Genomic DNA, 24467 nt, shown 5'->3' with positions numbered 1-24467 from the left:
ATAAACGCTGGAAAATTCATTCCTTTAATCATTCTAAAAATGTATACGCGCAAAAAACATCCAAAGAACGTTCTCTTTGGATGTTTTCGGTTTATCCCATTCATTTTAATCTATTGATGAATGGACCATAATTACGGCTGTTATGTTGAACGGACAGCCATTTTAACGTCGTGAATTCTTCAAGTACCCATTCTCCATTGAAGCGGCCAAGACCTGAGTCTTTTTCTCCTCCGAAAGGCATGTGTGGCTCATCGTTAACGGATTGATCATTAACATGAATCATGCCCGTGTGGATTTTATGAGCGACTTGTGTGCCACGTTCAAGATTTGAAGAATGAACGGATCCGCTTAGGCCGTATGGATACGCATTGACCATTTGGATTACGTCTTCATCATTTTCAAAAGGTATCAAGATGGCAACCGGTCCAAAGATTTCGTTCTCAGCAAGTGGCATCGTATTTGTCACTCCAGTGATCACGGTCGGCTGAAGAACATTGCCATTTGCTTGTCCGCCCAAGCGAATCTTGGCTCCTTGCTCAACGCTTCCTTCTATATCTTTTAAGATACGATCGACCTGATCTCGGTTGATGAGCGGTCCTACATTGGTATCCTCATTCGCAGGATTTCCGTATTTAAGTTTTCCTGCAAGTTGGGTGAATCGTTCAGCAAATTCGTCATAAATGTCTTTATGGACAAAAATCCGATTGATTGCCATACAGATTTGTCCTTGGTGATAGAATTTCCCGAATAATGCGGAATCGACGGCTTGCTCGATATTTGCGTCATCAAGCACGATGAAGGCATTATTTCCGCCCAATTCCAATGCTGTTTTCTTAAGTCCCCGACCTGCAAGCTCTCCAATATGCCTGCCCACTTCCGTGGAGCCCGTAAAGGAAATCAGGCGTGGGGTCGGATGGGTAACGATATCATCACCGATTTCAGATCCGCGCCCGACAATGACATTCAACAAGCCTTTTGGAAGGCCTGCCGCTTCAAAAATGCTGGCAAAGATCAAACCGCCAGTGACCGGTGTATCTGTAGCAGGTTTGATGACGACCGCATTTCCGGTAGCTAGTGCCGGGGCTATAGATCGAATCGCCAGATGGAAAGGGAAATTCCATGGGCTAATGATGCCGATTACGCCTAATGGATTTCGGTACACACGATTTTCTTTTCCTGGTACTTGTGAAGGAAGGATTTTCCCCTCCATGCGATATGGATAAGTGGTAGCCTCTTTCAAGATGTTGAGGGAAGCTTGGAATTCAGACTGAGCCTTCATGAAGGTACTTCCTGATTCTTTAATAATCCAATCGGTGATCAGGTCCCTATTATCCTGCATGACAAGGATGGCTTTTTCCAACACTGCCCGTTTAACTTGCGGAAGTTCGTTAGCCCACTTTTCCTGTGCAAGGCTTGCTGCTTCATAGGCCCTGTTCAGATCTTCTTTTGTAGCGGCCTGGATGGTGAAAAGTTCTTCACCTGTAAAAGGATTGACGTTCGTCATCGACTTGTCACTATTCCCTGTTTGCCATTCTCCATCTATATACATACGAGTAAAATCTATATTCATCATTTATGTTTTCTCCTTTACATGTATCTATTGTGTCATTCACTTCGAGGGGATTGTTCATGTGCTTAAGCAACCGCCCAACACTTTAGACAAAATAGATAGATAGTGTCTAAAGTGTTTATATTCATACTTTAAACCTCTTACGTCTTTTTGTAAACTTATCCGCCTCAAGGCATGGAAAATGGGAGTATGATATAATTTTCGTATTGAAGGGGGTGTCGTTTTTGCGAAAAATCGCACCTGAAGAAAAACAATTATTGAGAAAATCCTATGTAAAAAGAATCATGAACGTGGTACGTACGAAAGGGTTCCTATCCCTGACCATTTCAGATATGGCCAAATTGATGAATATAAGCCGGGCTTCTTTATATAATTACTTTTCCTCAAAAGAAGAAATCCTTTTAGAAGTGATCGAATACTACCTTGCCTACATCCATGAAGCCGATCAGATGATTGCCGATGAGTCCTTATCGTATCAGATCCGGCTTCAAAAGGTGTATGAGCAAACGGTCTTATCGGCGCTTTATGCCTCTGACATATTCATGAGTGACTTAAAGATTGGCTGTCCCGCACTCTATTCAAGAAAGATGGAGGCGAGAAAAGAACGGCTGGCTACCGTCCACTCGTTCTATTCACAGGGAATGGCAGATGGAATTTTCCATGAGCTGAATCCCACAATCCTGATCATTCAGGATGAAGCTGCACTGAAAGTCATGACGGACTCCTACTTTTTATTAAAAGAAGGACTTTCCTTGAAGCATGTCCTTTATGATCATTATCAAGCGAAGACAGTACAAGTGCTAAAACCTGAGGCAATTGACGGCGAAGTGGATGAACAGATCCATGAAGTGATCGAACGCATCCTTCAAAAGCTTGCATCGACATTCTGATGATCATGAAAAAGGGGCTGACCAAGAAAACTCCTGGTCAGCCCCTTTGCTTCTATTCATGTACCTTCATGACTATTTTCCCTGTATTCTTATTCTGTTCCATATGTCGGTGGGCCTCTTGGACGCCTTCAAACGGGAAGGCTCGATCCACTATCGCCCTGATTTTTCCTTGTTTGAATAACGGCATCGCTTTTTGGACGAATTCTTCTGTCAGCTCTTTTTTATACGCATCGCTTCTTGGAGTCAATAAGGTACCCTTCAAATGGACCCTCTTAAGCAGCAGATCCATCAGGTTCACTTGATTCACCACGGTTCCGCCCAGGATGCCGATTAACACCCAGCGTCCATCCGTGGCTATACTTCTAAGATTTTTCTCCCAGTATGAAGCACCGACGAAATCAAGAATTACATCCACGCCTTTATTATCAGTAGCCTTCAGTACTTCTTCGTCGAACGATTGTTTTTTATAATTGATGCATACATCCGCCCCAAGGGATTGGCAAAACTCCAGTTTTTCTTCCGAACCGGCGGTTGTGATGATCTTTGCTTGGGTCATTTGTTTAGCCAATTGGATAGCGGCCGTACCGACTCCGCTTCCTCCGGCATGAATCAACACGGTATCCTGATCTTTTATTTGTCCTAACCAGAACAGAGTTTGATAAGCTGTCAGAAATACTTCGGGAATGGCTGCAGCTTCTTCAAATGTCAGGTTTTCCGGTACCAACATTGCCCGGTCCGCGGGCATGACGGCGTATTCTGCATATCCCCCACCATTAACGAGTCCCATTACCCTTGTTCCTAAATCGATACGAGTTCCAGGTGCTGCTTCCACTACTTCACCGGCCACTTCGATGCCTAAAATGGGATTGGTCATGTATCCTGCTTTTCCTTCCCTGGCTATGATATCCGTTCTGTTGATTGCAGAGGCCTGCACCTTGATCAACAAATCACCAGGACCTATACGTGGAATGGAAAATTCCTCAAATTCTAATTGATCCGCACCTCCAGGTTGCTTCACTGTCACTGCTTTCATTTATAATCTCCCCCAGTCCTTTTTGTGAGCTATATGCTACTCTAAATAAAAGCATCAGGCAAATCATTGAATGTCAAAACTAGGAAAGCGTTAAAATAAGCATGATTCCCTTGCTTCCTAATCAGAAAAAACCTGCCCCCCAAGGGACAGGTTACAAAACCTGATAATTAAAAGGTCTTATTTCAATACGGCCTTACCATCCAGATCATGATGCAATTGAGTAGCGGGAACCTTTGGATTAGGGATTTGACCTTTTGCAACGGGCTCGGCTACATAGACAAAATCTCCTGTTCCATCCGGAGCGCTTCCTGTCGCCCATAGACCTTCTGCTGATTCTTGTCCTTCTGAAAGGTTCCAGAATTCATAGGCTTCCTTCTGTGATTCCAATTCGGCTTCAGGTGGGAAGGAAGCCGGCACGACTACACCATTTTTCTCTTCTAACTCTGCAATGGCCGCCATCCATTGATATTGGTGATAACGGTCGCGTGCAAGCATTTTACGGAAGGTCGCACGTACACCCTCATCTTTTGTCATATGGTACAAACGCGCTACCTGCAGACGTCCTTGACTCTCAGCATGCAGGTTTGAACGCATGTCCGCTAATAAATTACCACTTGCTACGATGTAGGAACCGTTCCAAGGAACACCATTTGAGTTCGTTGGCAGTCCTCCAAGTCCGCTTACAAGCAGATGCTGTGGATTGATGCCGCCCATGATGGCTGCTGTTACCGGGTCTTTGGCTGCTTCTGCTTGATCTTCGGGTGAAGCTCCATCCAGCAATTGACTAATCAAGGAACAAAGCATTTCAACGTGTCCAATTTCCTCCGTACCAATGTCCATCAACATGTCCTTATACTTTTCTTCTCCACGACAGTTAAAGCCTTGGAATAAATATTGCATCATGACTGTCATTTCCCCGAACTGTCCACCCAATACCTCTTGGATTTGACGGGCAAGCATAGGATCCGGACGATCTGGTTTTACTTCAAATTGCAATTCTTTTTGATGACGAAACATAATGATTCCTCCTTTAATTTTCTAGAGTTTTCATCCGTGCTATTATATGAATCTTTCTTTGCTGTTAGGTTGACATCGTCCCTTCCTTTTTCCGAATGGAAGGTTACTAATTACTGTCACGTTTATTTTATTACCCGGATTTCCTGCCCCAAAACCACAAAAATCTTCACAAAAAAATTTGTGAATACTGGTTGAATAAGAGGTTCATTTTGTCCTTTGGGTGGTATAGTAGAAACAATGGATATTATCAATATATGGAAGATACTTAACTGTAGGGGGGATTATAGTTTCAAAAAAACTGAGAGGATTCACGGTATAGTATACCTACGATTCATTGAAGGAGGATACATATATGGACGTTAGACCACGGCACCATAAAAATAAATCCATGTCGGAAAATCGCTATATCTACTCGTCCCGCAATATTTGGTCGGGCATCTTATTCGGCATCGGCCTTGTCGCATTCATAGATGAAATGGTCTTTCATCAACTCCTGCATTGGCATCATTTTTATGATAAGTCGACGACCAATATCGGACTCGTTTCTGATGGTTTATTTCATGCTTTGAGCTGGTTTGCGACCATCGGTTCTTTATTCATGTTCGCTGACCTTCGCAGACGGAATGCCTTATGGTTGAAAAGATGGCAAGGCGGTGTATTTCTAGGGGCTGGTGGCTTCCAATTATATGACGGGATCATCCAACATAAGCTGATGAGGCTGCATCAAATTCGTTATGATGTGGATATCCTCCCGTACGATTTGATTTGGAACATAATTGCTGCGGCTTTGATTGTAGTCGGTGTCTACCTCATCTATCGTACAAGACGAAGTACGATAATAAGAGCGAAAGAATCTAAATCATCATGACGAAGGATGAACATATGCATCATATCACGAGTGGGCCTTCTACCGGAATCCCTCTGGTGATACTACTCGCCATCATTTTGGTCCTATATATAGCAGCGATGATCCTTTCCAACCGAAAGCATAAAAAGTGGCCACTTCACCGAATGTTCTTTTGGGTGTTCGGAGTGACTTGTGCTGCCGCTTCAGTGATTGGACCCATAGCGGACCGGGGTCATATGAGTTTCACCGCACATATGGTCAGCCATTTGCTCCTTGGCATGCTTGCTCCACTGCTGATGGTCCTTGCAGCACCCATGACTCTTCTGCTCCGCACATTAAAAGTGCCTCACGCAAGGCGTCTTTCACGTCTGTTGAAAACCTGGCCAGTACGCATTTTGAGTAACCCCATCACAGCATCCACCTTGAATATCGGAGGGCTTTGGGTGCTTTATACGACGGAATTGTATGCGGCCATGCATCAACATGCCTCTCTCTATCTGTTGGTGCATATCCATGTATTCCTTGCCGGCTATCTTTTCACGGCTTCCATGGTTTATATCGATCCGGCCCCGCACCGGTTCAGTTTCGTATTCCGATGCATTATCTTCGTCCTTGCTTTAGCCGGTCATGGAATCCTATCCAAATACATCTATGCAAACCCTCCAATCGGGGTCATGTCTCACCAGGCGGAATCCGGAGCCGTCCTCATGTACTATGCCGGGGATGCCATCGACCTCGTACTCATTGGTTTGCTTTGCTTTCAATGGTATAAAACCGCCAGACCCCGTCCGCCGCTAAATACGGAATTTTAATCTCTATAATTTTATGTTTAATCATCCCTATTTGGCTCATACTAATTTCTAGGAAAAGAATATTAGGATGGAGCTGAACTAAACTTGGAATTTGAAACGAAGAATACGACAGAAGCCGCTCTTCATGAATATAAAGCTGGAATCGGCTCTTTTACGGAAAAGATGCCTAAACTTGCAACAAAGTTCAATTCTTTAACGGAAGAATGCTTTAAAGAAGGCATCTTATCGAAGAAGCAGAAACAACTGATAGCTTTAGGGATAAGCTTATATTCCCAGGATGAATATTGCATTATCTATCATACGAAAGGCTGCCTCGATCAAGGTTGCTCGGAACAGGAAATACTTGAAACAATAGGCGTAACCGTTGCATTTGGTGGTGGTGCAGCGATGAGCCAGGCAGTCACGCTCATCCAAACGTGCATTGATGATTTGAACCAGCTCAAACAATAACAATCGAAACAAAGAAAGGCGAGCATATTACATGCTCGCCTTCTTTAATGATTATGATCAATGGGTCATATTGTTGTTGGTATTGGTTGGATTCCCGCTTGCAGGAGCAAATGAGTTTATCATTTGTTGCATATCCTGCTGTTGAAGCTGTGGTACTTGGTAATAATGATGTTTGTTTTGATAAAGCGAAATCTCATAGGCCATCTCTATGCAATTCGGAACGGAATCAGCGATGACCCGACGCAGTACTGGATTTGTCATCTCAAGTGCGGACATGGCTTTTAATGTTGCACTGGATTTCACAGCCCCTAGCATCAAGGCCGATACCCCTTGGTCATTAATCTCTGACACGGATTGGATAGGTTTCTTCGGGTGTGATGGCTTTAGGCCATAAATAAAATCATTGCCTTGGTTCATATTGTAGGTTTGGGTTGGTACGGAAGGTTTTTGCCCCGTCTGGAAAGCCTCTAAGGAAGTATTATATTCCTGTTGGATGAACTGATATTGACGATCAAGGATATCCAATAATTCTGGGTCCTGTACATGTTGACGGAGCAACATATAGGTATCCAAAACACTAATCGTCCCCGCTAGCACTTCGTGTGCATCAAATAGTTCATGACCACCATGATTCATTTGCGGAGGTACCGCGCCTGTTTGCATATTTTGATGTGTTTGACCCTGTTGTTGATTTTGATTTTGCACTTACATCCCCTCCTTGTATGATGTTGGAACCAATATTAGTATGGGTAAACCGATAGGGAATATTCATGCCTGTTCCCTTCCATTGACCAAATTTCTCATTGAAATATCGTTCTTCGTTGCGATTAATAACGGTGTGGAAACAGAGTACATTACAGTATGATTGCCTATTTCATAAGGAGGTTGACGATGGGAATATTAAGTGGAAATCCAAAAGAAGAACCGATGCACTACGGAGAAGTATTTGGAACGTGGACCTATTTAGCAACCACAAAGGGCTTGTATCGCTTGTCATCAAACCTTGCTCAACCATGCTGGTGATGAAGATCTGCGTAAATTGATTGAAGAAAAAATCGAAAGAGGGAAACAGGAAATCGCCAAAGTGGAGGCACTATTGAAAGGAAAATGGTATCGGATTACCTCCAACGCCACCTGATCGATCAAAAGTCGATATTGAAGAAATCCCCGTTGGCGCCCGCTTTCAGGACCCGGAAATCGCCGCTTCCATATCCATGGATATTGCCGCCGGTTTAATAGCTTGCAGCAATATGATAGCCCAATCCATACGGGAGGACATTGCAGGGATGTTCGAACAATTCCATACTGAACATGCAGCTATGGGTGCCAATTTCCTTCATTTGAACAAGAAAAAAGGATGGTTGGTCGCGCCACCCCTCCATTTTAATAAAACGAAATAAAATGAATCCCCCAGATAAAGGGGGATTTCTGTTTTATTCTTTTAACCCCTCAAGAATGGGATATAGTTCTTCTAGATGTTTGATTTCATAGGAAGGGATGACTTCATTCCGTTCCTTGTCATGACGATTGATCCATACCGACTGAATGCCGGCACGTGTGGCACCAAGAATATCCGTCATTAAATTATCACCGACCATGAGCACTTCATCCTTATCAAGATTCATGAGTTCAAGTGCATGCTCAAAAATGGAAGCATCCGGTTTTCCGCGTCCAAACGCACCGGAAATGACAATCTGATCAAAATATGGGACAAGTTCAGGCGTGATTTCAAGCTTCGTATTTTGAAGCTGGGGTGAACCATTCGTCAGCAATAACAATTTGTACTTTCCTTTTAACTCATCCAACACGCGGAAGGACTCTTCATAGATGAACGGCTTTTTCCGTCTCTCAGCCGGAAAGCGTTCTGCAAGTTCCGCCCCGAATGCCGGATCATCAATACCTAGGGCCTTCAACCCTCTGGTCCATGCCTCTTTCCGGTATGTCGGCACAATCTTGGCCATTTTCCGGAACTCATCATGGTCATCCTGAAAATCTCCCCAAAGCCCTTCGAAAGGATTGATTCCAATCATTTTCGTAAACTCGTATGTATCATAAGAAGAATAAAGCTCACGTGCTTCCTTGCGCACCGCTTCCTCAAACTCGCCAATATTCACGTCATACTTCGCCTTTGCCACTTCACATGTTGCTACAAAAGCTTCTTTCACACTTTTCTGATCCCAGAGTAATGTATCATCCAAATCAAAAAATATAGCTTTCACCAAGACGTTCACCCTCTTTTCCATTCGTTATATTCGAAAAAATTGCACTATTACAATAATAAACCACAACGGTTGGAAAAAGAATAACTATTGGGGAAATTACCTACATCTTTTTCTGGAATAATAAAAAGATTTTCGCATTACTTACACGGATACAAACCACCCATACCACTATCATTGTGGCCCCTTACAAACTATTTTCCACTTATTTAGGAAAGGGGACCTTTTCGAACATATATAACCTCCCATTGCTGGCGACTGCATACTTCGGACCAGAGAACCCCCTTCGGATCAACTCTTTCCTTATATACACCATGAGAGCCGCATGACTCACGATCAGGGTATCTTGCTCCCCATTTGCCAAGATTTGATCCAGTGCTTGATTGATCCGCTTTTCAGCTTTCTTGATTTCCAGTCTCGTTTGCTTGTTCAAGAATGAGGAGCACCGAATCCAGATGGCCCATAGAATGAAGGGCAGTTTCACTTTCCCTTTAAGAGGGGGCGAAGGAATTTCACGCAGTTCCTTCATTTGAATGATTTTATCGGGATAAATATGCTCGGCGGTCTTCAGTGCCCTCGACATATCGCTTGTGTAGCAAGCCTTCCACTCCACATCCAATAGTGGAGTTTCCCCATAAACAATATCCGCTTCATCATAATCCTTGAACCATTGGTCCATGAAATCGGCCGTCACATACTTTCCGGTTGGAAAATCATGATTGACCTTAAAATGTCGTACAAGTCCAATTTTCATCCTATTCCCCTCATTATCTGTGTAATATAATTGATACGTAAATAACACTATCTAGTTAATCAATACCCTTATATAATGGAACTGTAAAAATATAGCACTAGGAGGAATGCGCATGTGGCCAATCAAAAACCTCTCAAAAATCGTCCTCGCTACCATACTAGCTTTTTCAACTATTTCATACTTTCTGCTATCAACTGACTCTGCTTCCGCTGCCACTACCGAAAATGCCTTGGTCAATACGAAGAACAGTGATTTGACCGTCAGGAGCGGTCCTGGGACCAACTATAAAAAAGTCGGCTCCCTAAAGAAAGGAAAATCAGTGACCGTCTATTCCAGAACCAAATCGGGATGGTCGGAAATTCGTTACAAAGACAAAAAATCCTATGTATCTACTAAATATTTAGCGTTCAGCCCCGTGAAGATTACCAAGAAGAAGTATAAAAGTATCAGTGACTTATCGTATCCTCAAGTATCCGGACTAAAAAGTAAAACAGCCCAGGAAAAAATCAACCGAACATTCACTAAACATGCCAAAGAAGCTTATACATCCTATTTAAAAGTGAAACAAGCGGATAAGGATGATAAAAATGAAGAGTGGTGCAATGGGAAAACGTGTAACTATATGTATGCGACCCAATATAAAGTGAAGTACAACCAAGACGGAAAGCTAAGTATCCTGCTCTACAATTATGTATATGAGGGCGGGGCACACGGAATCGGCGCTGTAACATCATATAATTTCAAAATATCTTCCGGCAAGCAAATGAAAATTGCCGACATCCTCACATCGAAACAGAAATATAAGAAAGTACAGAAGTACGCTTACAAATACATGAGCAAACATGAAGACTTTTTTGTCGATAAACAAAGTGATGTTCCCGTAAACAAACATTCCCAGTTTTATTACACTAAAGACGGAATTTATCTAATATTCCAGGAATACGAAGTAGCTCCCTATTCTTCCGGAAACCCATCCGTAAAAATCCCGGGGTCGGTTTATAAATGATGTAGTTTGGCATGGGGATTGGCTTTAACTCCTATGCCTTTTTACTACCCTTTATTCATTCTCGCTAACATATGATAAAGAATAGACAGATCCATCTCAATCTGTTACGATTTTTGGCGAGCGAGCATCATAAGAAATCGCATAAAGGGGTATCTCCATGTCAGATATATTAAATAACGTCAACACGTACCAACTGTTGGATAAAATAGAAGAAAACATCTTTTTAACGGATTCCGACCATACCATTGTTTGGTTTAACCAATATGCGAGGGATCTTTTAGTAACCATCGGTCCCTATGTGAGAATAACAAATCCCGATGATTTCATTGGACTAAACGTCAGTTCCTTTCACGGGGAACGACAGGAAAAAATTCTTCGGGATGGTCCTTTTCCACACTCGGCACAAATCGTTCTTTTCAAAAAATTCAGTGCCAATATCATGGTGGATGAAATACTGAATGAAAGTGGAAAGCGAACAGGCTTTATCCTCTCATGGCAAGATGTAACGGAATATGAGGAAACGATCAAGGAAGGCAAAAAACTGCTTATGGAAATCGATACGCCGATAATCCCAACCGTCCACGATTCAACGGCTTTAGTGCCTATCATAGGAAAAATGACGCCCGACCGTTTAGAAACGATTCAATCTAAAATCCTGAACTATTGTAGAGATCACCAAATCGAGTATATCATCCTGGATTTCACTTCGTTTAAACATGACTTTGATATGTTCGAATTGGATGGTATCAATAAAATATTCAAGGCCCTGTCCTTAATGGGTGTGGAACCCGTCGTGGTCGGCATCGGACCAAAACTTGCTCAGTCGATCCTCCGAACTCGGATAGATATCGATTTTCGTCCCTTCAATTCCTTTAGGCAAGGCATTCAATATATCTTGGATACCAATGGATTTAAATTAATTAAAGAATAAAGAGAAGGCGACATCGCCTTCTCTATTATTTTGTTCACTTTTCAAGGTGAAAGTCCGTTATCGTGCATATTTTTCTGAATTTATATTTCCCGCTCATATCGCTGAACTGGTAATTCTTCAGCACGGTTTCAAGTTGACTCTTTAATGTATCTTCCGCCAAATATGAATCCATCTTTTCTTTCCAGTTTCCCGTTCCGATTAATGCATCGAATGGAACCGTGTTCAATACCTCATCATAAACCTGGATACTTTGGTCAATGCCAAAGCTGCCATAAATGGACCCATTTTCAGCAGCATAGATATGCTCCGATTCAAGTTCCTCGACCAGGATCTCGAAATACCCCTTGGATTCAACGGGGCAAACGGTAATCTCCGCTTCCGCCTTTACAGGACCGAATCTCTTATCTAGGATGTCAATCGTTAATGTAACATGTAACGGCTGGTACACCTTCTCAACTTCTGCACACAATTCTGCTACAGTATTCACTATCATTCACTCTCCCCCTTACTTTTGCTATTATTATATAACATTTTCTCCCCCTGACGCGTCTATTCAATCTCCCTTCGAAGCGATTCTTTCTTAATAACAGTACATTTTTCTCTTTAGCATAAAAGTGAATATTGATAGTCTCTTCCTCACCTGGCCCCGATCTGCCAGACAACATACCAAAATGTCCATTTCCCATATCGACCATACTGGAATAACCGGACCTCGTATACTCGTATTTTCATCCTCTGCACAAAAAAAGCCAATGGATAGACGCATTGGCTTTTGGCATGCATGAAGCATTTTTATGGTTTTAACACGACTTTGATGCATTCATCTTCATGGTCGTTAAATATTTGATAAGCAGCACTCGCTTGGTCGAGCGGGACTTTATGTGAGATGATTTCTGTCGGATCGAACTCACCTTTTGTAATCTTATCAAAAAGCATCGGCATGTAGTGAATGACCGGGGCTTGTCCCATTTTCAGGTTAATGTTCCGTTCGAATAAATTACCAAGCGGGAACATATTATATTTGGATCCGTATACACCGGTCAGTTGGATCGTACCGAATTTCTTGACTGAGTTCATCGCAATCTCGATGGCACTTAATGTTCCGCCCTGAAGCTTTAGTTTTTGCTCGATGGCTTCAATGGTTGATTTTTTTCCGTCCATTCCGACGCAGTCAATGACGATATCCACTCCGCCTGAAGTGATTTCCTTAATATAGGCACCCATATTATTATACTCATCGAAATTATACGTCTCCACCTTGTTCATCTGTTTTGCCCGGTTCAGCCTGTAGGGAAGGTTATCGATGGCAATCACACGCTTGGCGCCTTTCATCCAGGCAAACTTCTGGGCCATCAAACCGATTGGTCCACACCCTAGAATGGCGACCGTGCTGCCTTCCTTCACACCCGCATTCTCCACACTCCAATAAGCGGTCGGGAGCACGTCCGACATGAACAGAAGCGCCTCATCCTCTAGTTCACACGACTCCGGGATCACGAATGGCATGAAGTTTCCGTATGGTACCCGCAAATATTCAGCCTGTCCGCCTGGATAGTTCCCATAACGTTCCGTAAAGCCGAAATATCCACCCGTATCGATTTCTTCATTACGGTTCGAATTATCACATTGGCTTTCCATATCATGTTCACAATAATAACAATGTCCACACGAAATATTGAAAGGAAGGACGACCCTGTCCCCTTTCTTTACCTTCGTGACTTCCGGTCCGACTTCCTCCACGATTCCCATCGGCTCATGGCCAATGACGTAATCCTTATGTGTCGGGAGCGCTCCCTGATAAATATGAAGATCGGACCCACAAATCGCCGTCGATGTCACCCGTACGATGATATCATCCTTCTGCTGTAATTTCGGATCCTCCACTTCTTTTACTTTTATATCCTTTGCACCTTGAAAAGTTACCGCCTTCATATTCAACCTCCTAATGGATTCTTATTACTTTTTTTATACCCGTCCATCTTACTAATATGTCCCCATTTGCAAATTTTCAAAGAAAATTTTGTAAAAAAATAAACTTCCACGATTCAATCAGGGCATACATTCCTACCTATTCCTATTGCCGCCTAACAACTTCCTTACAGACCTGCCTTTCATACTCTAGTAATAGACAGGAAATCAAAAGCTGAACACACACCCTATCTTTTCTGATTTACAAAGAACCAGGAAAAGATTACTATTAGTTAAATAGAATTTTTAGAATAAGGTGATGTATGTTAAAAAACCATCAGTATTTTCAAAACCAACAACGATTCATTCTTAAGAGTTTCATGATTGTGTTGTCTTTATTACTAGTGGTAGGCATTTCCGTATCGCCAATAAGCTGGAATCATGACCCTATCGATATGTCTATACAAGTTATCCTGATATCCAGCATCATAATCTCTTTGTTTTTTTTCATAAAAAAAGACGAAAACAAATGGAAAACGATTTTCATTCTTCTCATGACGATTTACCTTTACCTGAAATTCTGGTTGTATCCAGATACCGCCATCATGATGGCCATCTTTGCTATGGCACCCTTAATCCCCATATTTTTATTTGATAAAATCGGATTTTACATTGTAGCTGCATCAAATGCCATACTTGGTCCAATTTCCATCCATCTTATTTCTCATACAGATTTACAATATACATATAAGTACGTCTCGCTTGATAGTTTCGGAAACATCTTGAATTTCATCGCGATCCAGATCATCTTGGCCTTTGTGTTCATCAGTACAAACAACAGGATGAATTCCATAAATGCCTTTCATACTGAATTACAACAAGCCAAGCAATTGGATTCGGTCGGTCAGCTTGCTGCCACCATCGCCCACGAGATTCGAAACCCAATTACGGTCGTAAAGGGATTTGCCCAGCTATTGGATCAAGAAAAGGAATTGAACAAAACGGAAAAATTCTACGTACAAACGATGCTTACCGAACTGGAATTCACACAGGTCATTATCAATGACTATCTATCATTGGCAAAACCCCATACCGATAATATTGAGGTCATCCAGCTGAATCAGGAAATCCAGAAGACCTCTGACCTTTTGACCAGCTTTGCAAACAATCGTAATATAGGATTCCAACTACTATTCAAGGAAGATTTAATCATAAAGATCAATCCCATTGAGCTCAAGCAACTACTGGTCAACATTATGAAAAATGGCATTGAATCCATGAACAATCCAGGATTTATCATCGTCGAGACCAGTCAGGAACGAGACATGGCAAAAATCAAAATAACCGACACAGGCATCGGTCTATCCAAAGAACAGCTTGAAATAATCGGCACCCCCTTTTATTCACTGAAAGATAGAGGAACCGGTATCGGTCTGACAGTCTGCTATACCATTGCCCAAAAGTACAAGGGGAAAATCGTCGTTGAAAGCCAAGTGAATAAAGGAACTTCCTTTATTATTTATTTCCCTGTATATAAGGGATGAGTGTATTGATACTATAGGTACAAAGGGTGACCCGCTATCATAAGGTCATCCTTTTCTATTGGACGTTAAAACAATTTTGCCTTTTATTCCAACTAAAACTATAAGAATAATATAAAAGTCATTGACAAACTCATCTAATCATTGGTAAGATGCATTCATACACAAACCACTTTCCAGAATAGACCATATAGTTAGACGTTCGGAATCAACTGGTCTACCAGAGATTCAACAAGAGGAAACTCTTTGTTGGATCTCTTTTTTGTTTCTTACGTCTTAAAAGTCGACTATTCGAGTAGGTAAAGTGTAATTTAAAACAAGGAGGGGACTTATTGAAGGAATAGTACCAGTTAAAAAGGTACGGTCTCTCGATTAGTATTAGCGGGATGTATTGTAAATGTCAGTGAAACCTCACTAGAAAATCAACCCATCTAAAAAATGGGACTTCTAGTTAGTGGAAAGAAAAAAGAAATTTTTCAAAGTGGATTTTTCTGAAACATCATGCAGCTATAGAGCGTAGTGGGTTTTTCCAGTGGTCCCCCACTTTACCATATTTTTATTTGATAAGGTTATATCAAGGAGACATTCATTTCAAAAATTGAGGAGGAATATAGTATGACTGAAGTTAAGACAAAACAAGTGAAAGTGGTACCAGTAGCAGGAAGAATCGGAGCGGAGATTCAAGGTGTTCAATTAAGCGGAGACCTGGACCCGGCTATTTTTAACGAAATCAAACAAGCACTGAACGAGCATAAAGTGGTTTTCTTCAGAGGGCAACACCACTTAGACGATGCAGGCCAAGAAGCATTTTCCAGTCTATTGGGTGAACCCTACGCTCATCCAACCGTACCCGTAAAAGACAATACCAACTATATCTTCGAGCTCGATTCGGAACAAGGTGCCAAAGCCAACCATTGGCATACTGACGTCACGTTCGTTCCCGAAGTTCCCAAATACTCCATTCTAAGAGGCGTCACCATTCCAAATGTGGGTGGAGACACGGTTTGGGCGAATACGAATCAAGCATATGAAGACCTTCCGGTAGGTTTGCAAAAGCTTGCAGATGAAGCATGGGGTATTCATACAAATGAATATGATTAAATGTTGATAGGACTCCAGATCTTCATTTGAATTGTAAGACATTCAATCCGATTATTTTTCTATCCCTGAATTGTTTGTTACCCCCAAATCATTTAGAGCTAAAAAAAACCAACCTCCGATATTCCTATATCGGAGGTTGGTTCGTAGTTATTTCCCAACTTTAACTTTCGCCACTTTTGACTTATTCTTCGCTGCATCCTGGACGACAACATGCAATGTCGTATTGGCTTTTTGCTTTGGCACCTTGATTGAGAATGTGCCTTTCGCATTGACTTTACCCGATGCTACTTTTTCTTTTCCTTTATATATGGTGACCGTTGCTTTTTTCTCCGCTTTTCCCTTTACGACAGTAGTTGTCGTTGTCACTTTTTCCACAGTTGCTGCTTTTGGAGCAGTGCGGTCTAATACAACGCCTGTTTTCTTCGTTTTATTCCCGGCTTTGTCCTTGACGATCAATGTCCATTTCGTCTTGGCAGGGAGTTTAGCGATTTTCAATGTATACTTTCCATTTTTATAAACAGGCTTAGTATACGTCATTCCTTTTGCTGTGAATGTCATCGTCACATTTTTTTCGGTAACGATTGTGATAGCCTTCGTTTTATCTGTAACTGTAATGGGCTTTACGGTTGGCGCAGTGCGGTCGAGCACGGTAATCGTTTTTACTTTACTAGCCTTATAGCCTTTTAGTGTCGCAGAAAGAGATAACTTCGTACCCGCTTTTTGCTTGGAAATCTTCATTGTGTATTGCCCATTTTTATCAGAGTTTGCCGATTTGATATTCTTTTTACCATTTTTTAAGGTCACAACCGCTTTAGGCGTTGTTTTTCCTTTTACCATGGTTGTTTGGTCGGTGACCGGTGAGATAGTCGGTACCTTTACTTCCTCTTTGATACCCGGAACCGGTGCTACGATCTCCGCATCTTTACCGATTTGGAATAGACCCGTATTCTTCGCTGATGCGATTGGTCCTTTAGGACTTGCGGCCAGTGCCAATTCTGCACGATATTGACCGTCCTTCAATGATACATCCTTATCATCGATATGTCCGTAATAATCCAGACTGGCGTCTTCGAATACCTTATTATCCGCTTTATCGTAAATGCACAGTACAGGCTTGACACTTGATGCTGAAGCCGTTGTTCCACCATGACTAATCGTATAGTCGCTCTTCACTGCTTTTTCAACAATTTGGCCGTTCGCTTGTTTTTCATAGGCAATGAGTGCATCGTCGGCTATGCTGAAGTCAGTCGACTGATTGACTAATACCGATGATACGGCATTCCCATATGCATCCTTGATGGAAGTATGACCGGAAAGCTTGTCTCCCTGTAGCAGTTTAGTTTTTAAGAGGGCAATATTAGCCTTGAAGTCGCCTCCAACCTGCCACTGGACTTGCTGCCCTTTTTGGAATGTTTGTTCACCTTTTGATAGGAAGTAGTTCCAAATGATATTGGCTGATTCATTGTCGCCAAGACCTAGTTGAACTTGTAAATCCATTTTTAAATTGGACGGTACATAAAAGGTATGACCAACGCGTAATGTTTTGATAAAGGACTGACTATATTCGTTGTACGGATAAATAATGGCCCCTCGTACATCGCTGTAGCCTGTTGCGTCAGCTGAGACCTTCACTCGGGCTAATTTCTCTTTATCGAAAATAACTGCATTCGTTTGACCATCTTTCACTTGTACTGTTGGTTCAAGGAAATAATAGTTAGCCTTTTGGTTGTTTTCATCCGGTAATGAAACATAGTTCCCTTCCATGACGAAGTTGCCTGGTTCTAGATAAACTGAATCATACTTATAATTTTGTAAGTTATTCGCCGTTATATAGGTTGTTTGACCACCTATTGTAACAGGCTTTTTAATCATCCAAAGTCTTGTAGAGACACCATCAAGCTTTTTGTCCCCATCCATCGCCGTCACCGCAACCTTTTGCATATTATCCGGAATGGAGATGTTCTTTAATTCTTCTAAACTGGTGAACTGGCGGAATATATACGAGTATTCACCTGATGGCTGCATGTAACGAATAATCGCCATGTTACCATTTTCTTCATCGCTTAATTCGAGATTGCTTGGTAATGATAAACTTTTCGTCGTATCCGTATTCTGACCCAGAGATTGGACCCATTCCGAATCGCCATCTTCCGTTTTCTCTAAACGATTGATCGTAATGTATGATGGAACATTATCTCCTTTTTCATTTTTCACCTGCATCGTCGTGCCTGAATCCTGCATGTCAATATGGATTGCCTTGTATAAGCCCTTTTTTGCTAAAGGATTTTCATCCAACGTCAGTGAAATTTCATATTTTCCCTCCGTCACGTCCGAACTGCTCGTCACCCAGAAAGAATAGAAATAATATTGGCGGTTGGCTGGGTTTGTTGCGTTTTTCGCATGGCTATCAAGCATCACTTTATTATCAGATAGTCGCATAACTTTGTACTTCGAATAAATATCACCAAAGTTAATCGTTTCGATCTGTGCTTCATCATCCACAGTGGTCACGGTTTTTCCTGTATTCACATCTTTTTTATACAAAGCATCTTCTGAATGTAGGGAGCCTCGGTACATGCCCGCTAATTTATTGCCGTAATCATCACCAAATGTTTGCTTCGTGTAAAATGCTTTATCTAGTTTATACGCAATATTTGGATAAGGACGTTCAATGTACGTTAAGCCCCGTTGCTTGTAGTAATTTTTAAGTGATTCTTGATCCGGTTCAAATTTTGTAATATCGATTGAACCACCGGCTTTAATCACCGTCTTTTTATTTTTTTTGATGACGGCTTTTGTTTTATCATTCGCAAGTACGTAAACCCAGTTTTCCCCGCCATCCGGATCCTTCACTTCCGCATCAACCATATAATCATAGTCACCCGGTGTGACAAAGAATTTTTGACCAGTGATGACTTCGTCTGAACCGATTGCTTCTGAAATGGCATCATTATATAAATACAACACGCCATTTTCCAGTCCCTTATCACGATTATCAATGGCCACTTCCCCAGCTTCACGGCTGTCAAAATTCAAAGTCTTCGTATCGTTCCCTACTTGGGCTGCTGTATTTGATAGGAAGTACGTTTTCCCCTCGGCCTTATGGTAGGAGAAAATGTTATATGCGCCCTTATCTAAATAGACAGTCGGTGCCTCTTTCGCACCTTCCTCATTAATCATTGTCGTTGAACCTAATGTCATATCCTTTGCATCTTTCATGGCGATGAAGTATTGTGCACCTGGCAAACCTTTTCCTTCTTCATCCACCGTATTCAATGCGACTGGAACGGTATTTTCACTTTTTAACGTAATCGTTCCTGATGAAGCCACCTCACGTGAATACATGAACCACGAGTTACCTTTTGCCGTATCGAATTTCCCTTGGACAACAACTTGTAAGTTTTTCAAATCCGTACCCACATGGCTCGGTACACGAACGGCTCCTTCCGTATCTGTCGTGCCTGTCCACAATTCATTGTAGCCATAAGCATTTGTGTCATCCTCTTGTTCCACTTTTTCATACAGTTTAACGGATGCACCTTTTGCAATCGTACCGCTTGGTGTCGTAACCGTGAACATGTAGCCTGATTGCGGGGCATTCATTACCTTCACCGATGTTTGAGTACGGGATAGTTCTTTACCATTCGAATCGAGTGCAACGGCCGTTACTTGATGTGACCCGTCTGTCACCTTAGTCGTATCCCATTTGAATTGCACCGAGCTTTGACTCGCTGTCTTTACCTCCCCAATGACATTTCCATCTTTTACTTCATCTGTATAGAAAATAGTCTTACTTGTATTCGCATCATTAATCGCTACTTGTACAGTCGTAGTGCCAACGACATTCGCATTCTTTTTCGGTAAAACGAATGCTAATGCGGGAGTTTCCACATCATCCGCTAATGCCGCTTTCGCGTTTAGCTTACCATGGCCCGTTTTCTCATCCCAGCCCTCTTCGTTCAAATCAGTTGCCGTTGATGTTAGTGCTTCTTCCACTTGACTCGAAGTCGCTTCTGGATGGTTGAGCTTATACAGCGCCGCAACGGCAGCGACATGCGGGGCAGCATAGGATGTACCAGAACCAGTGGAGTAGTGGCCTGCATCCGTACCTAAATCACCAAGTAATGATGTACTTAAAACATTGACGCCTGGTGCCACGATATCTAACGTGCTCCCATAATTCGAGCGCTCGTACACTTGATCTTTTGTAGCAATGGCACCAACCGATAAGACATTCGGAAGAGCGGCAGGATAGGATGCATCTGCATTGCCGCCACCGTTACCTGAAGCAGCTACAACGACGACACCTTTGTCCGCCGCATTCTTTACGGCCTTTTCTATTGTCTCGCTATATTCACCGCTTATGCTCATATTGATGACATCAGCACCTTGCTCAACTGCATAATCAATACCTTGTGCAATATTGAAGGCATCCCCAACACCTGATTTATTCATGACCTTAACAGGGAGTATTTGGACATTCTCCTCACCTGCTATACCTGAAATCCCTTTTCCATTATTAGCATTCGCGGCAATGATCCCGGATACGAATGTACCATGACCTTGGTCATCCCCTTGAAACGCTGCATCATATCCTTCTACGAATGTTTTCCCCTCTAGTAAACGGCCTGCTAAGTCTTCATGAGTACCTTGAACACCTGTGTCAAGCACAGCTACTTTTACTAGATTGCTATTATCCTTGACGTTTTCCCATGCGCCCTGTGCATCGATGGCACTTAAGTTCCATTGGTTTTTATAATATGTATCATTTACATCTATAGTTTCAGCGGTTTGATATGTAACATTTTTCTCAACATATTCGACGTTATCCATCTTTTCAAGCTTTGTAATGGCAGTATTTGCTTCTTCAGCTTTTACATCATACAGCCCCAGTTGATTTTCCTCTTCTACATCTTCAACACCTATGTTTTTCATTTGTTTTTTTGATAAGGCGGCTTTATTCGTTTTATATTTAACTATTAATTGATCGGTCCCTGTTTTGGATTCCTCTTCCGCAGAAGCTATTGAACCAACTGGTAGAATTGCAGATGTGGCAAGCGTAATTGCTGCCATCGTTTGAAGCCAAGTTTTTTTCTGTCTCATAAAATAAGCTCTCTCCCTACTCATTACCGTATATGTGGTGGACCACACCAAACCATCATAGTCGAGAATGATTATCATTGTCAATAATTTTTCCGAAAAATCTAGCAGTATCATTCCTAATACCTAGATTCAATATTCAGCCCCATGCCCTGATATAGCTCATAGCTTGGAAAACAAAAAAAGCCCTATACTAAGAGGGCCAATCTGTAGAGATTTTCAATAACTCCATTATGATATCAAGTAATGATTTCTCTTTATCCATATTTTTTTAAAAATTAAGAATATTTAGTTTAGGGAAACCTAGCATTCTCATTTATTTAGTCATCCCTTCTAACTTTTCGATTGTCTTATTGAATATGGATTGAGTGTCGATGATTATTTTTTGTAAATCTTCTGTTATCTCACTAACCTTCTCTACGTCTAAAGTAATATTTTCTACATTGGAATTTATATTTTTTATGGCTTTATCAACATTTCCTGCTAATCTTCTAACTTCGTCTGCAACAACTTTAAAACCTCGACCTTGTTCCCCTACTCGAGCTGCTTCGATCGCTGCATTTAAGGCCAATACATTTGTTTGGAAAGAGATGGTTTGTATGATTTTAGATACATCACTTATTAAACCCGTTTGTTTTTTTAGTGACTCCACTGCTTGAATTTTCTCATTGGAATTCTCAACAACGATATTCACTAATTTTTTAGGCATATCTTTTAGCTGAGAAATGATTTTTATTGTGTTGTTTTCACGCTCTGTAATATCTGTTGCGATTTTAAGAACAGCATGGACTTTACCTTCTTCATTTAGGATGGGTATATAGGTGGCTTCGAGCCATAGGAGATTCCCGGTTTTACCGACCCTTTGAATTTTTTCTTGAAACCTTTTTCCATTTTTGAGGGTAACCCATAATGATTCATATTCTCGGGTATTCCTGAATTCCGTTGTACAAAATTGATGATGCTGCATATTTTTCATTTCGTCAATTGTATATCCCAAGGTCATTGCAAAGTTTTCATTTACCCATATTACTTCTCTATTTAGATTGAATTCTATCATTGCTAAATTTGACTCCAGTGCAGCTAAAACGGATGTTTCATCCAATACTTGAGTGCTTATGTTAGTCCTTAAAGAAATGCTCATATCAAAAAACCCCCTGTTATTACGTTTAGTAATAATATTACAGGATAATGGGTAAGAACGCCTATACTGAACTCTTTATTTTTCAATTTAATCATGTCATTAGAAAATTCCAGGGCAAACCACCTAGCGTTTCAACCTATTTCAATAAGTTTCGTTCACTAAGAGCATTGCGTTTAACGCTTTGTTAAACGCATATAAAAACATTATGGTTCGAATTTTTGATAATCCAATCACCATAGTAAATAACAAGTAAGGGGAATGTCTTAAGTTTTTGAAGAAAGAATTGCATAACCTGAATTGAGAATGGACATATTTCACATCCTTTCTGACGTATAATCTAAATCTCATGTTTATTAAATACAAAAAGGACCTCAACAATTAAGTTGAGATCCCTTTTGTATTTAATATCTTCGACCGTATGATACCCGAGGCCGGGGTCGAACCGGCACGCCTTGCGGCACTGCATTTTGAGTGCAGCGTGTCTGCCATTCCACCACTCGGGCAAAATTTGTTGGAGGCGGCAACCGGAATTGAACCGGTGATAAAGGTTTTGCAGACCTCTGCCTTACCGCTTGGCTATGCCGCCAACATTTTTGGAGCGAAAGACGGGATTCGAACCCGCGACCCCAACCTTGGCAAGGTTGTATTCTACCACTGAACTACTTTCGCATATGGCTGGGCTAGAAGGGATCGAACCTTCGCATGACGGAATCAAAATCCGTTGCCTTACCGCTTGGCTATAGCCCATTAATATTATATTCATTATACCATCATTTCATTGAAAATGGGGCGACTGATGGGAATCGAACCCACGAATGCCTGAACCACAATCAGGTGCGTTAACCACTTCGCCACAATCGCCATAACAATAAAATTGGCAGGGGTAGTAGGACTCGAACCCACACCGGAGGTTTTGGAGACCTCTGTTCTACCTTTAAACTATACCCCTGTAAGATGGTGGAGGGGGGCAGATTCGAACTGCCGAACCCGAAGGAGCGGATTTACAGTCCGCCGCGTTTAGCCACTTCGCTACCCCTCCACGGATGAAACATGGTGCCGGCAAGAGGACTTGAACCCCCAACCTACTGATTACAAGTCAGTTGCTCTACCAGTTGAGCTACACCGGCACTACTATGGTGGCTCAGGACGGAATCGAACCGCCGACACAAGGATTTTCAGTCCTTTGCTCTACCGACTGAGCTACTGAGCCAAACAATTAAAAATGGCGGTCCCGACGGGAATCGAACCCGCGATCTCCTGCGTGACAGGCAGGCATGTTAACCGCTACACCACGGGACCATAGATTGCGGGGACAGGATTTGAACCTGCGACCTTCGGGTTATGAGCCCGACGAGCTACCGGACTGCTCCACCCCGCGATAATAATAATGTTACTATATGCCTCAAGTTTTCGTGTTAAGTGTTCCATTCATAAAGAAACAACTTGATGCTTTTTAAAAGAAATGGTGGAGGATGACGGGATCGAACCGCCGACCCTCTGCTTGTAAGGCAGATGCTCTCCCAGCTGAGCTAATCCTCCAATAAGTTATCGAAATGGTGACCCGTACGGGAATCGAACCCGTGTTACCGCCGTGAAAGGGCGGTGTCTTAACCGCTTGACCAACGGGCCAGGTATTAAATGGCGGAGAGCAAGGGATTTGAACCCTTGAGACAGGGTTACCCGTCTACACGATTTCCAATCGTGCTCCTTCGGCCACTCGGACAGCTCTCCAATATGGCTCCGCAGGTAGGACTCGAACCTACGACCGTTCGGTTAACAGCCGAATGCTCTACCACTGAGCTACTGCGGAACAATACAAGCTTGGCGACGTCCTACTCTCACAGGGGGAAACCCCCAACTACCATCGGCGCTGAAGAGCTTAACTGCCGTGTTCGGAATGGGAACGGGTGTGACCTCTTCGCTATCGTCACCAAACATTGTTGGTTAGCATTTTTTCAAGACATCTATTATTATATCATCTTTTTTAAAAAATGCAAGAAGAAATTTTCATTCCTTCAAAACTAGATAATATCAGAAGGTGTTCATCTTTTTAAAGCGTTGGTTAAGTCCTCGATCTATTAGTATCAGTCAGCTCCACATGTCGCCACGCTTCCACCTCTGACCTATCAACCTGATCATCTTTCAGG

At 42.1% G+C, this 24467-nt stretch carries 18 protein-coding genes, 15 tRNA genes, 2 rRNA genes and 1 pseudogene; 9 read left to right on the top strand and 27 right to left on the bottom strand.

What is annotated here, in order from left to right:
- Positions 1-100: 100 nt before the first annotated feature.
- A complete protein-coding gene (locus ACIQXH_RS10175; protein WP_403123787.1) occupies positions 101-1570 on the bottom strand; it encodes an aldehyde dehydrogenase family protein in 1470 nt (489 codons plus the stop codon).
- Positions 1571-1794: 224 nt separating this feature from the next.
- Here ACIQXH_RS10175 and ACIQXH_RS10170 point away from each other — a divergent pair, with 224 nt between their 5' ends.
- Positions 1795-2460, top strand: a complete 666-nt coding sequence (locus ACIQXH_RS10170) for a TetR/AcrR family transcriptional regulator (protein ID WP_403123306.1) — start codon at positions 1795-1797, stop codon at positions 2458-2460.
- Between the two features lie 52 nt (positions 2461-2512).
- On the opposite strand, the gene ACIQXH_RS10165 is transcribed toward ACIQXH_RS10170, so the two are convergent.
- A complete protein-coding gene (locus ACIQXH_RS10165) occupies positions 2513-3493 on the bottom strand; it encodes an NAD(P)H-quinone oxidoreductase (RefSeq protein WP_402990743.1) in 981 nt (326 codons plus the stop codon).
- Positions 3494-3670: 177 nt separating this feature from the next.
- Positions 3671-4510: a manganese catalase gene (locus tag ACIQXH_RS10160; protein WP_402867477.1), complete on the bottom strand. Its 840-nt coding sequence runs from the start codon at positions 4508-4510 to the stop codon at positions 3671-3673.
- Positions 4511-4862: 352 nt separating this feature from the next.
- Between ACIQXH_RS10160 and ACIQXH_RS10155 the strand changes: the two genes are divergently transcribed.
- The 3 genes from ACIQXH_RS10155 (at position 4863) to ACIQXH_RS10145 (ending at position 6619) form a co-directional block, all read left to right on the top strand.
- The gene (locus tag ACIQXH_RS10155) at positions 4863-5378 is read left to right on the top strand and encodes a DUF2243 domain-containing protein (RefSeq protein ID WP_403123303.1); all 516 of its coding nucleotides are present in this window, start codon (positions 4863-4865) and stop codon (positions 5376-5378) included.
- Between the two features lie 14 nt (positions 5379-5392).
- Complete coding sequence (locus ACIQXH_RS10150) at positions 5393-6169, top strand: cytochrome c oxidase assembly protein (RefSeq protein WP_402955185.1); 777 nt, start codon at positions 5393-5395, stop codon at positions 6167-6169.
- An 84-nt stretch (positions 6170-6253) separates the two neighbouring features.
- Complete coding sequence (locus ACIQXH_RS10145; protein WP_403123300.1) at positions 6254-6619, top strand: carboxymuconolactone decarboxylase family protein; 366 nt, start codon at positions 6254-6256, stop codon at positions 6617-6619.
- Positions 6620-6676: 57 nt separating this feature from the next.
- Here ACIQXH_RS10145 and ACIQXH_RS10140 read toward each other — a convergent pair whose 3' ends face one another.
- Positions 6677-7282: a spore coat protein gene (locus tag ACIQXH_RS10140; RefSeq protein WP_403123785.1), complete on the bottom strand. Its 606-nt coding sequence runs from the start codon at positions 7280-7282 to the stop codon at positions 6677-6679.
- A gap of 228 nt (positions 7283-7510) precedes the next feature.
- Between ACIQXH_RS10140 and ACIQXH_RS10135 the strand changes: the two are divergent.
- Positions 7511-8019: pseudogene (locus ACIQXH_RS10135) on the top strand (DUF3231 family protein).
- A gap of 33 nt (positions 8020-8052) precedes the next feature.
- Here ACIQXH_RS10135 and ACIQXH_RS10130 read toward each other — a convergent pair.
- The gene (locus tag ACIQXH_RS10130; RefSeq protein ID WP_402867473.1) at positions 8053-8841 is read right to left on the bottom strand and encodes an HAD family hydrolase; all 789 of its coding nucleotides are present in this window, start codon (positions 8839-8841) and stop codon (positions 8053-8055) included.
- Positions 8842-9043: 202 nt separating this feature from the next.
- Positions 9044-9592 carry a histidine phosphatase family protein gene (locus ACIQXH_RS10125; RefSeq protein ID WP_402867472.1) on the bottom strand — a complete coding sequence of 183 codons (549 nt, stop codon included), beginning with the start codon at positions 9590-9592 and terminating at the stop codon, positions 9044-9046.
- 112 nt (positions 9593-9704) lie between these two features.
- On the opposite strand from ACIQXH_RS10125, the gene ACIQXH_RS10120 reads away from it, so the two are divergent.
- Together ACIQXH_RS10120 and ACIQXH_RS10115 are read left to right on the top strand one after the other, a co-directional pair.
- Positions 9705-10598 (top strand): PdaC/SigV domain-containing protein, encoded by an 894-nt coding sequence (locus tag ACIQXH_RS10120; RefSeq protein ID WP_402867471.1) that lies wholly within the window; start codon positions 9705-9707, stop codon positions 10596-10598.
- A gap of 157 nt (positions 10599-10755) precedes the next feature.
- A complete protein-coding gene (locus ACIQXH_RS10115) occupies positions 10756-11529 on the top strand; it encodes an STAS domain-containing protein (protein WP_402955170.1) in 774 nt (257 codons plus the stop codon).
- A gap of 34 nt (positions 11530-11563) precedes the next feature.
- Here the strand turns inward: ACIQXH_RS10115 and ACIQXH_RS10110 are convergent, their stop codons facing one another.
- Both ACIQXH_RS10110 and ACIQXH_RS10105 read right to left on the bottom strand, forming a co-directional pair.
- Positions 11564-12022: a hypothetical protein gene (locus tag ACIQXH_RS10110; protein WP_402867469.1), complete on the bottom strand. Its 459-nt coding sequence runs from the start codon at positions 12020-12022 to the stop codon at positions 11564-11566.
- Positions 12023-12321: 299 nt separating this feature from the next.
- Entirely contained in the window at positions 12322-13461 is a 1140-nt protein-coding gene (locus ACIQXH_RS10105) for a zinc-dependent alcohol dehydrogenase (RefSeq protein WP_402867468.1), read from the bottom strand.
- Between the two features lie 299 nt (positions 13462-13760).
- Between ACIQXH_RS10105 and ACIQXH_RS10100 the strand changes: the two genes are divergently transcribed.
- The gene (locus tag ACIQXH_RS10100; RefSeq protein ID WP_403123297.1) at positions 13761-14981 is read left to right on the top strand and encodes an ATP-binding protein; all 1221 of its coding nucleotides are present in this window, start codon (positions 13761-13763) and stop codon (positions 14979-14981) included.
- Between the two features lie 612 nt (positions 14982-15593).
- On the top strand, positions 15594-16079 hold the full coding sequence (locus ACIQXH_RS10095) for a TauD/TfdA dioxygenase family protein (RefSeq protein WP_403123295.1): 486 nt from the start codon (positions 15594-15596) through the stop codon (positions 16077-16079).
- A 147-nt stretch (positions 16080-16226) separates the two neighbouring features.
- On the opposite strand, the gene ACIQXH_RS10090 is transcribed toward ACIQXH_RS10095, so the two are convergent.
- The 19 genes from ACIQXH_RS10090 to ACIQXH_RS10000 all read right to left on the bottom strand — a co-directional run.
- Positions 16227-21182: a S8 family serine peptidase gene (locus tag ACIQXH_RS10090; protein ID WP_403123292.1), complete on the bottom strand. Its 4956-nt coding sequence runs from the start codon at positions 21180-21182 to the stop codon at positions 16227-16229.
- Positions 21183-21495: 313 nt separating this feature from the next.
- Positions 21496-22320 (bottom strand): methyl-accepting chemotaxis protein, encoded by an 825-nt coding sequence (locus tag ACIQXH_RS10085; RefSeq protein ID WP_403123289.1) that lies wholly within the window; start codon positions 22318-22320, stop codon positions 21496-21498.
- Positions 22321-22742: 422 nt separating this feature from the next.
- Positions 22743-22823 (bottom strand) — tRNA-Leu (locus ACIQXH_RS10080).
- 9 nt (positions 22824-22832) lie between these two features.
- Positions 22833-22906: transfer RNA gene (locus ACIQXH_RS10075), tRNA-Cys, on the bottom strand.
- A gap of 8 nt (positions 22907-22914) precedes the next feature.
- Positions 22915-22989: transfer RNA gene (locus ACIQXH_RS10070), tRNA-Gly, on the bottom strand.
- 3 nt (positions 22990-22992) lie between these two features.
- A tRNA-Gln gene (locus tag ACIQXH_RS10065) sits at positions 22993-23067 on the bottom strand.
- Positions 23068-23105: 38 nt separating this feature from the next.
- Positions 23106-23181 (bottom strand) — tRNA-His (locus ACIQXH_RS10060).
- Between the two features lie 14 nt (positions 23182-23195).
- Positions 23196-23269, bottom strand: a tRNA-Trp gene (locus ACIQXH_RS10055).
- Between the two features lie 6 nt (positions 23270-23275).
- Positions 23276-23359, bottom strand: a tRNA-Tyr gene (locus ACIQXH_RS10050).
- 12 nt (positions 23360-23371) lie between these two features.
- Positions 23372-23447 (bottom strand) — tRNA-Thr (locus ACIQXH_RS10045).
- Positions 23448-23454: 7 nt separating this feature from the next.
- Positions 23455-23530, bottom strand: a tRNA-Phe gene (locus tag ACIQXH_RS10040).
- A 13-nt stretch (positions 23531-23543) separates the two neighbouring features.
- Positions 23544-23619, bottom strand: a tRNA-Asp gene (locus tag ACIQXH_RS10035).
- 5 nt (positions 23620-23624) lie between these two features.
- Positions 23625-23698: transfer RNA gene (locus ACIQXH_RS10030), tRNA-Met, on the bottom strand.
- Between the two features lie 85 nt (positions 23699-23783).
- A tRNA-Val gene (locus tag ACIQXH_RS10025) sits at positions 23784-23859 on the bottom strand.
- A gap of 15 nt (positions 23860-23874) precedes the next feature.
- Positions 23875-23949, bottom strand: a tRNA-Glu gene (locus ACIQXH_RS10020).
- A gap of 10 nt (positions 23950-23959) precedes the next feature.
- Positions 23960-24051 (bottom strand) — tRNA-Ser (locus ACIQXH_RS10015).
- Between the two features lie 4 nt (positions 24052-24055).
- Positions 24056-24130 (bottom strand) — tRNA-Asn (locus ACIQXH_RS10010).
- Between the two features lie 9 nt (positions 24131-24139).
- Positions 24140-24255: ribosomal RNA gene (gene rrf / locus ACIQXH_RS10005) — 5S ribosomal RNA — on the bottom strand.
- A 123-nt stretch (positions 24256-24378) separates the two neighbouring features.
- Positions 24379-24467, bottom strand: a 23S ribosomal RNA gene (locus ACIQXH_RS10000); the annotation flags it as partial.

Origin of the sequence: Peribacillus sp. NPDC097225, from assembly GCF_044761955.1 — a bacterium.
In the GTDB taxonomy this organism is placed as follows: Bacteria; Bacillota; Bacilli; order Bacillales; family DSM-1321; genus Peribacillus.
This window is presented reverse-complemented; position numbering and strand designations above follow the sequence as displayed.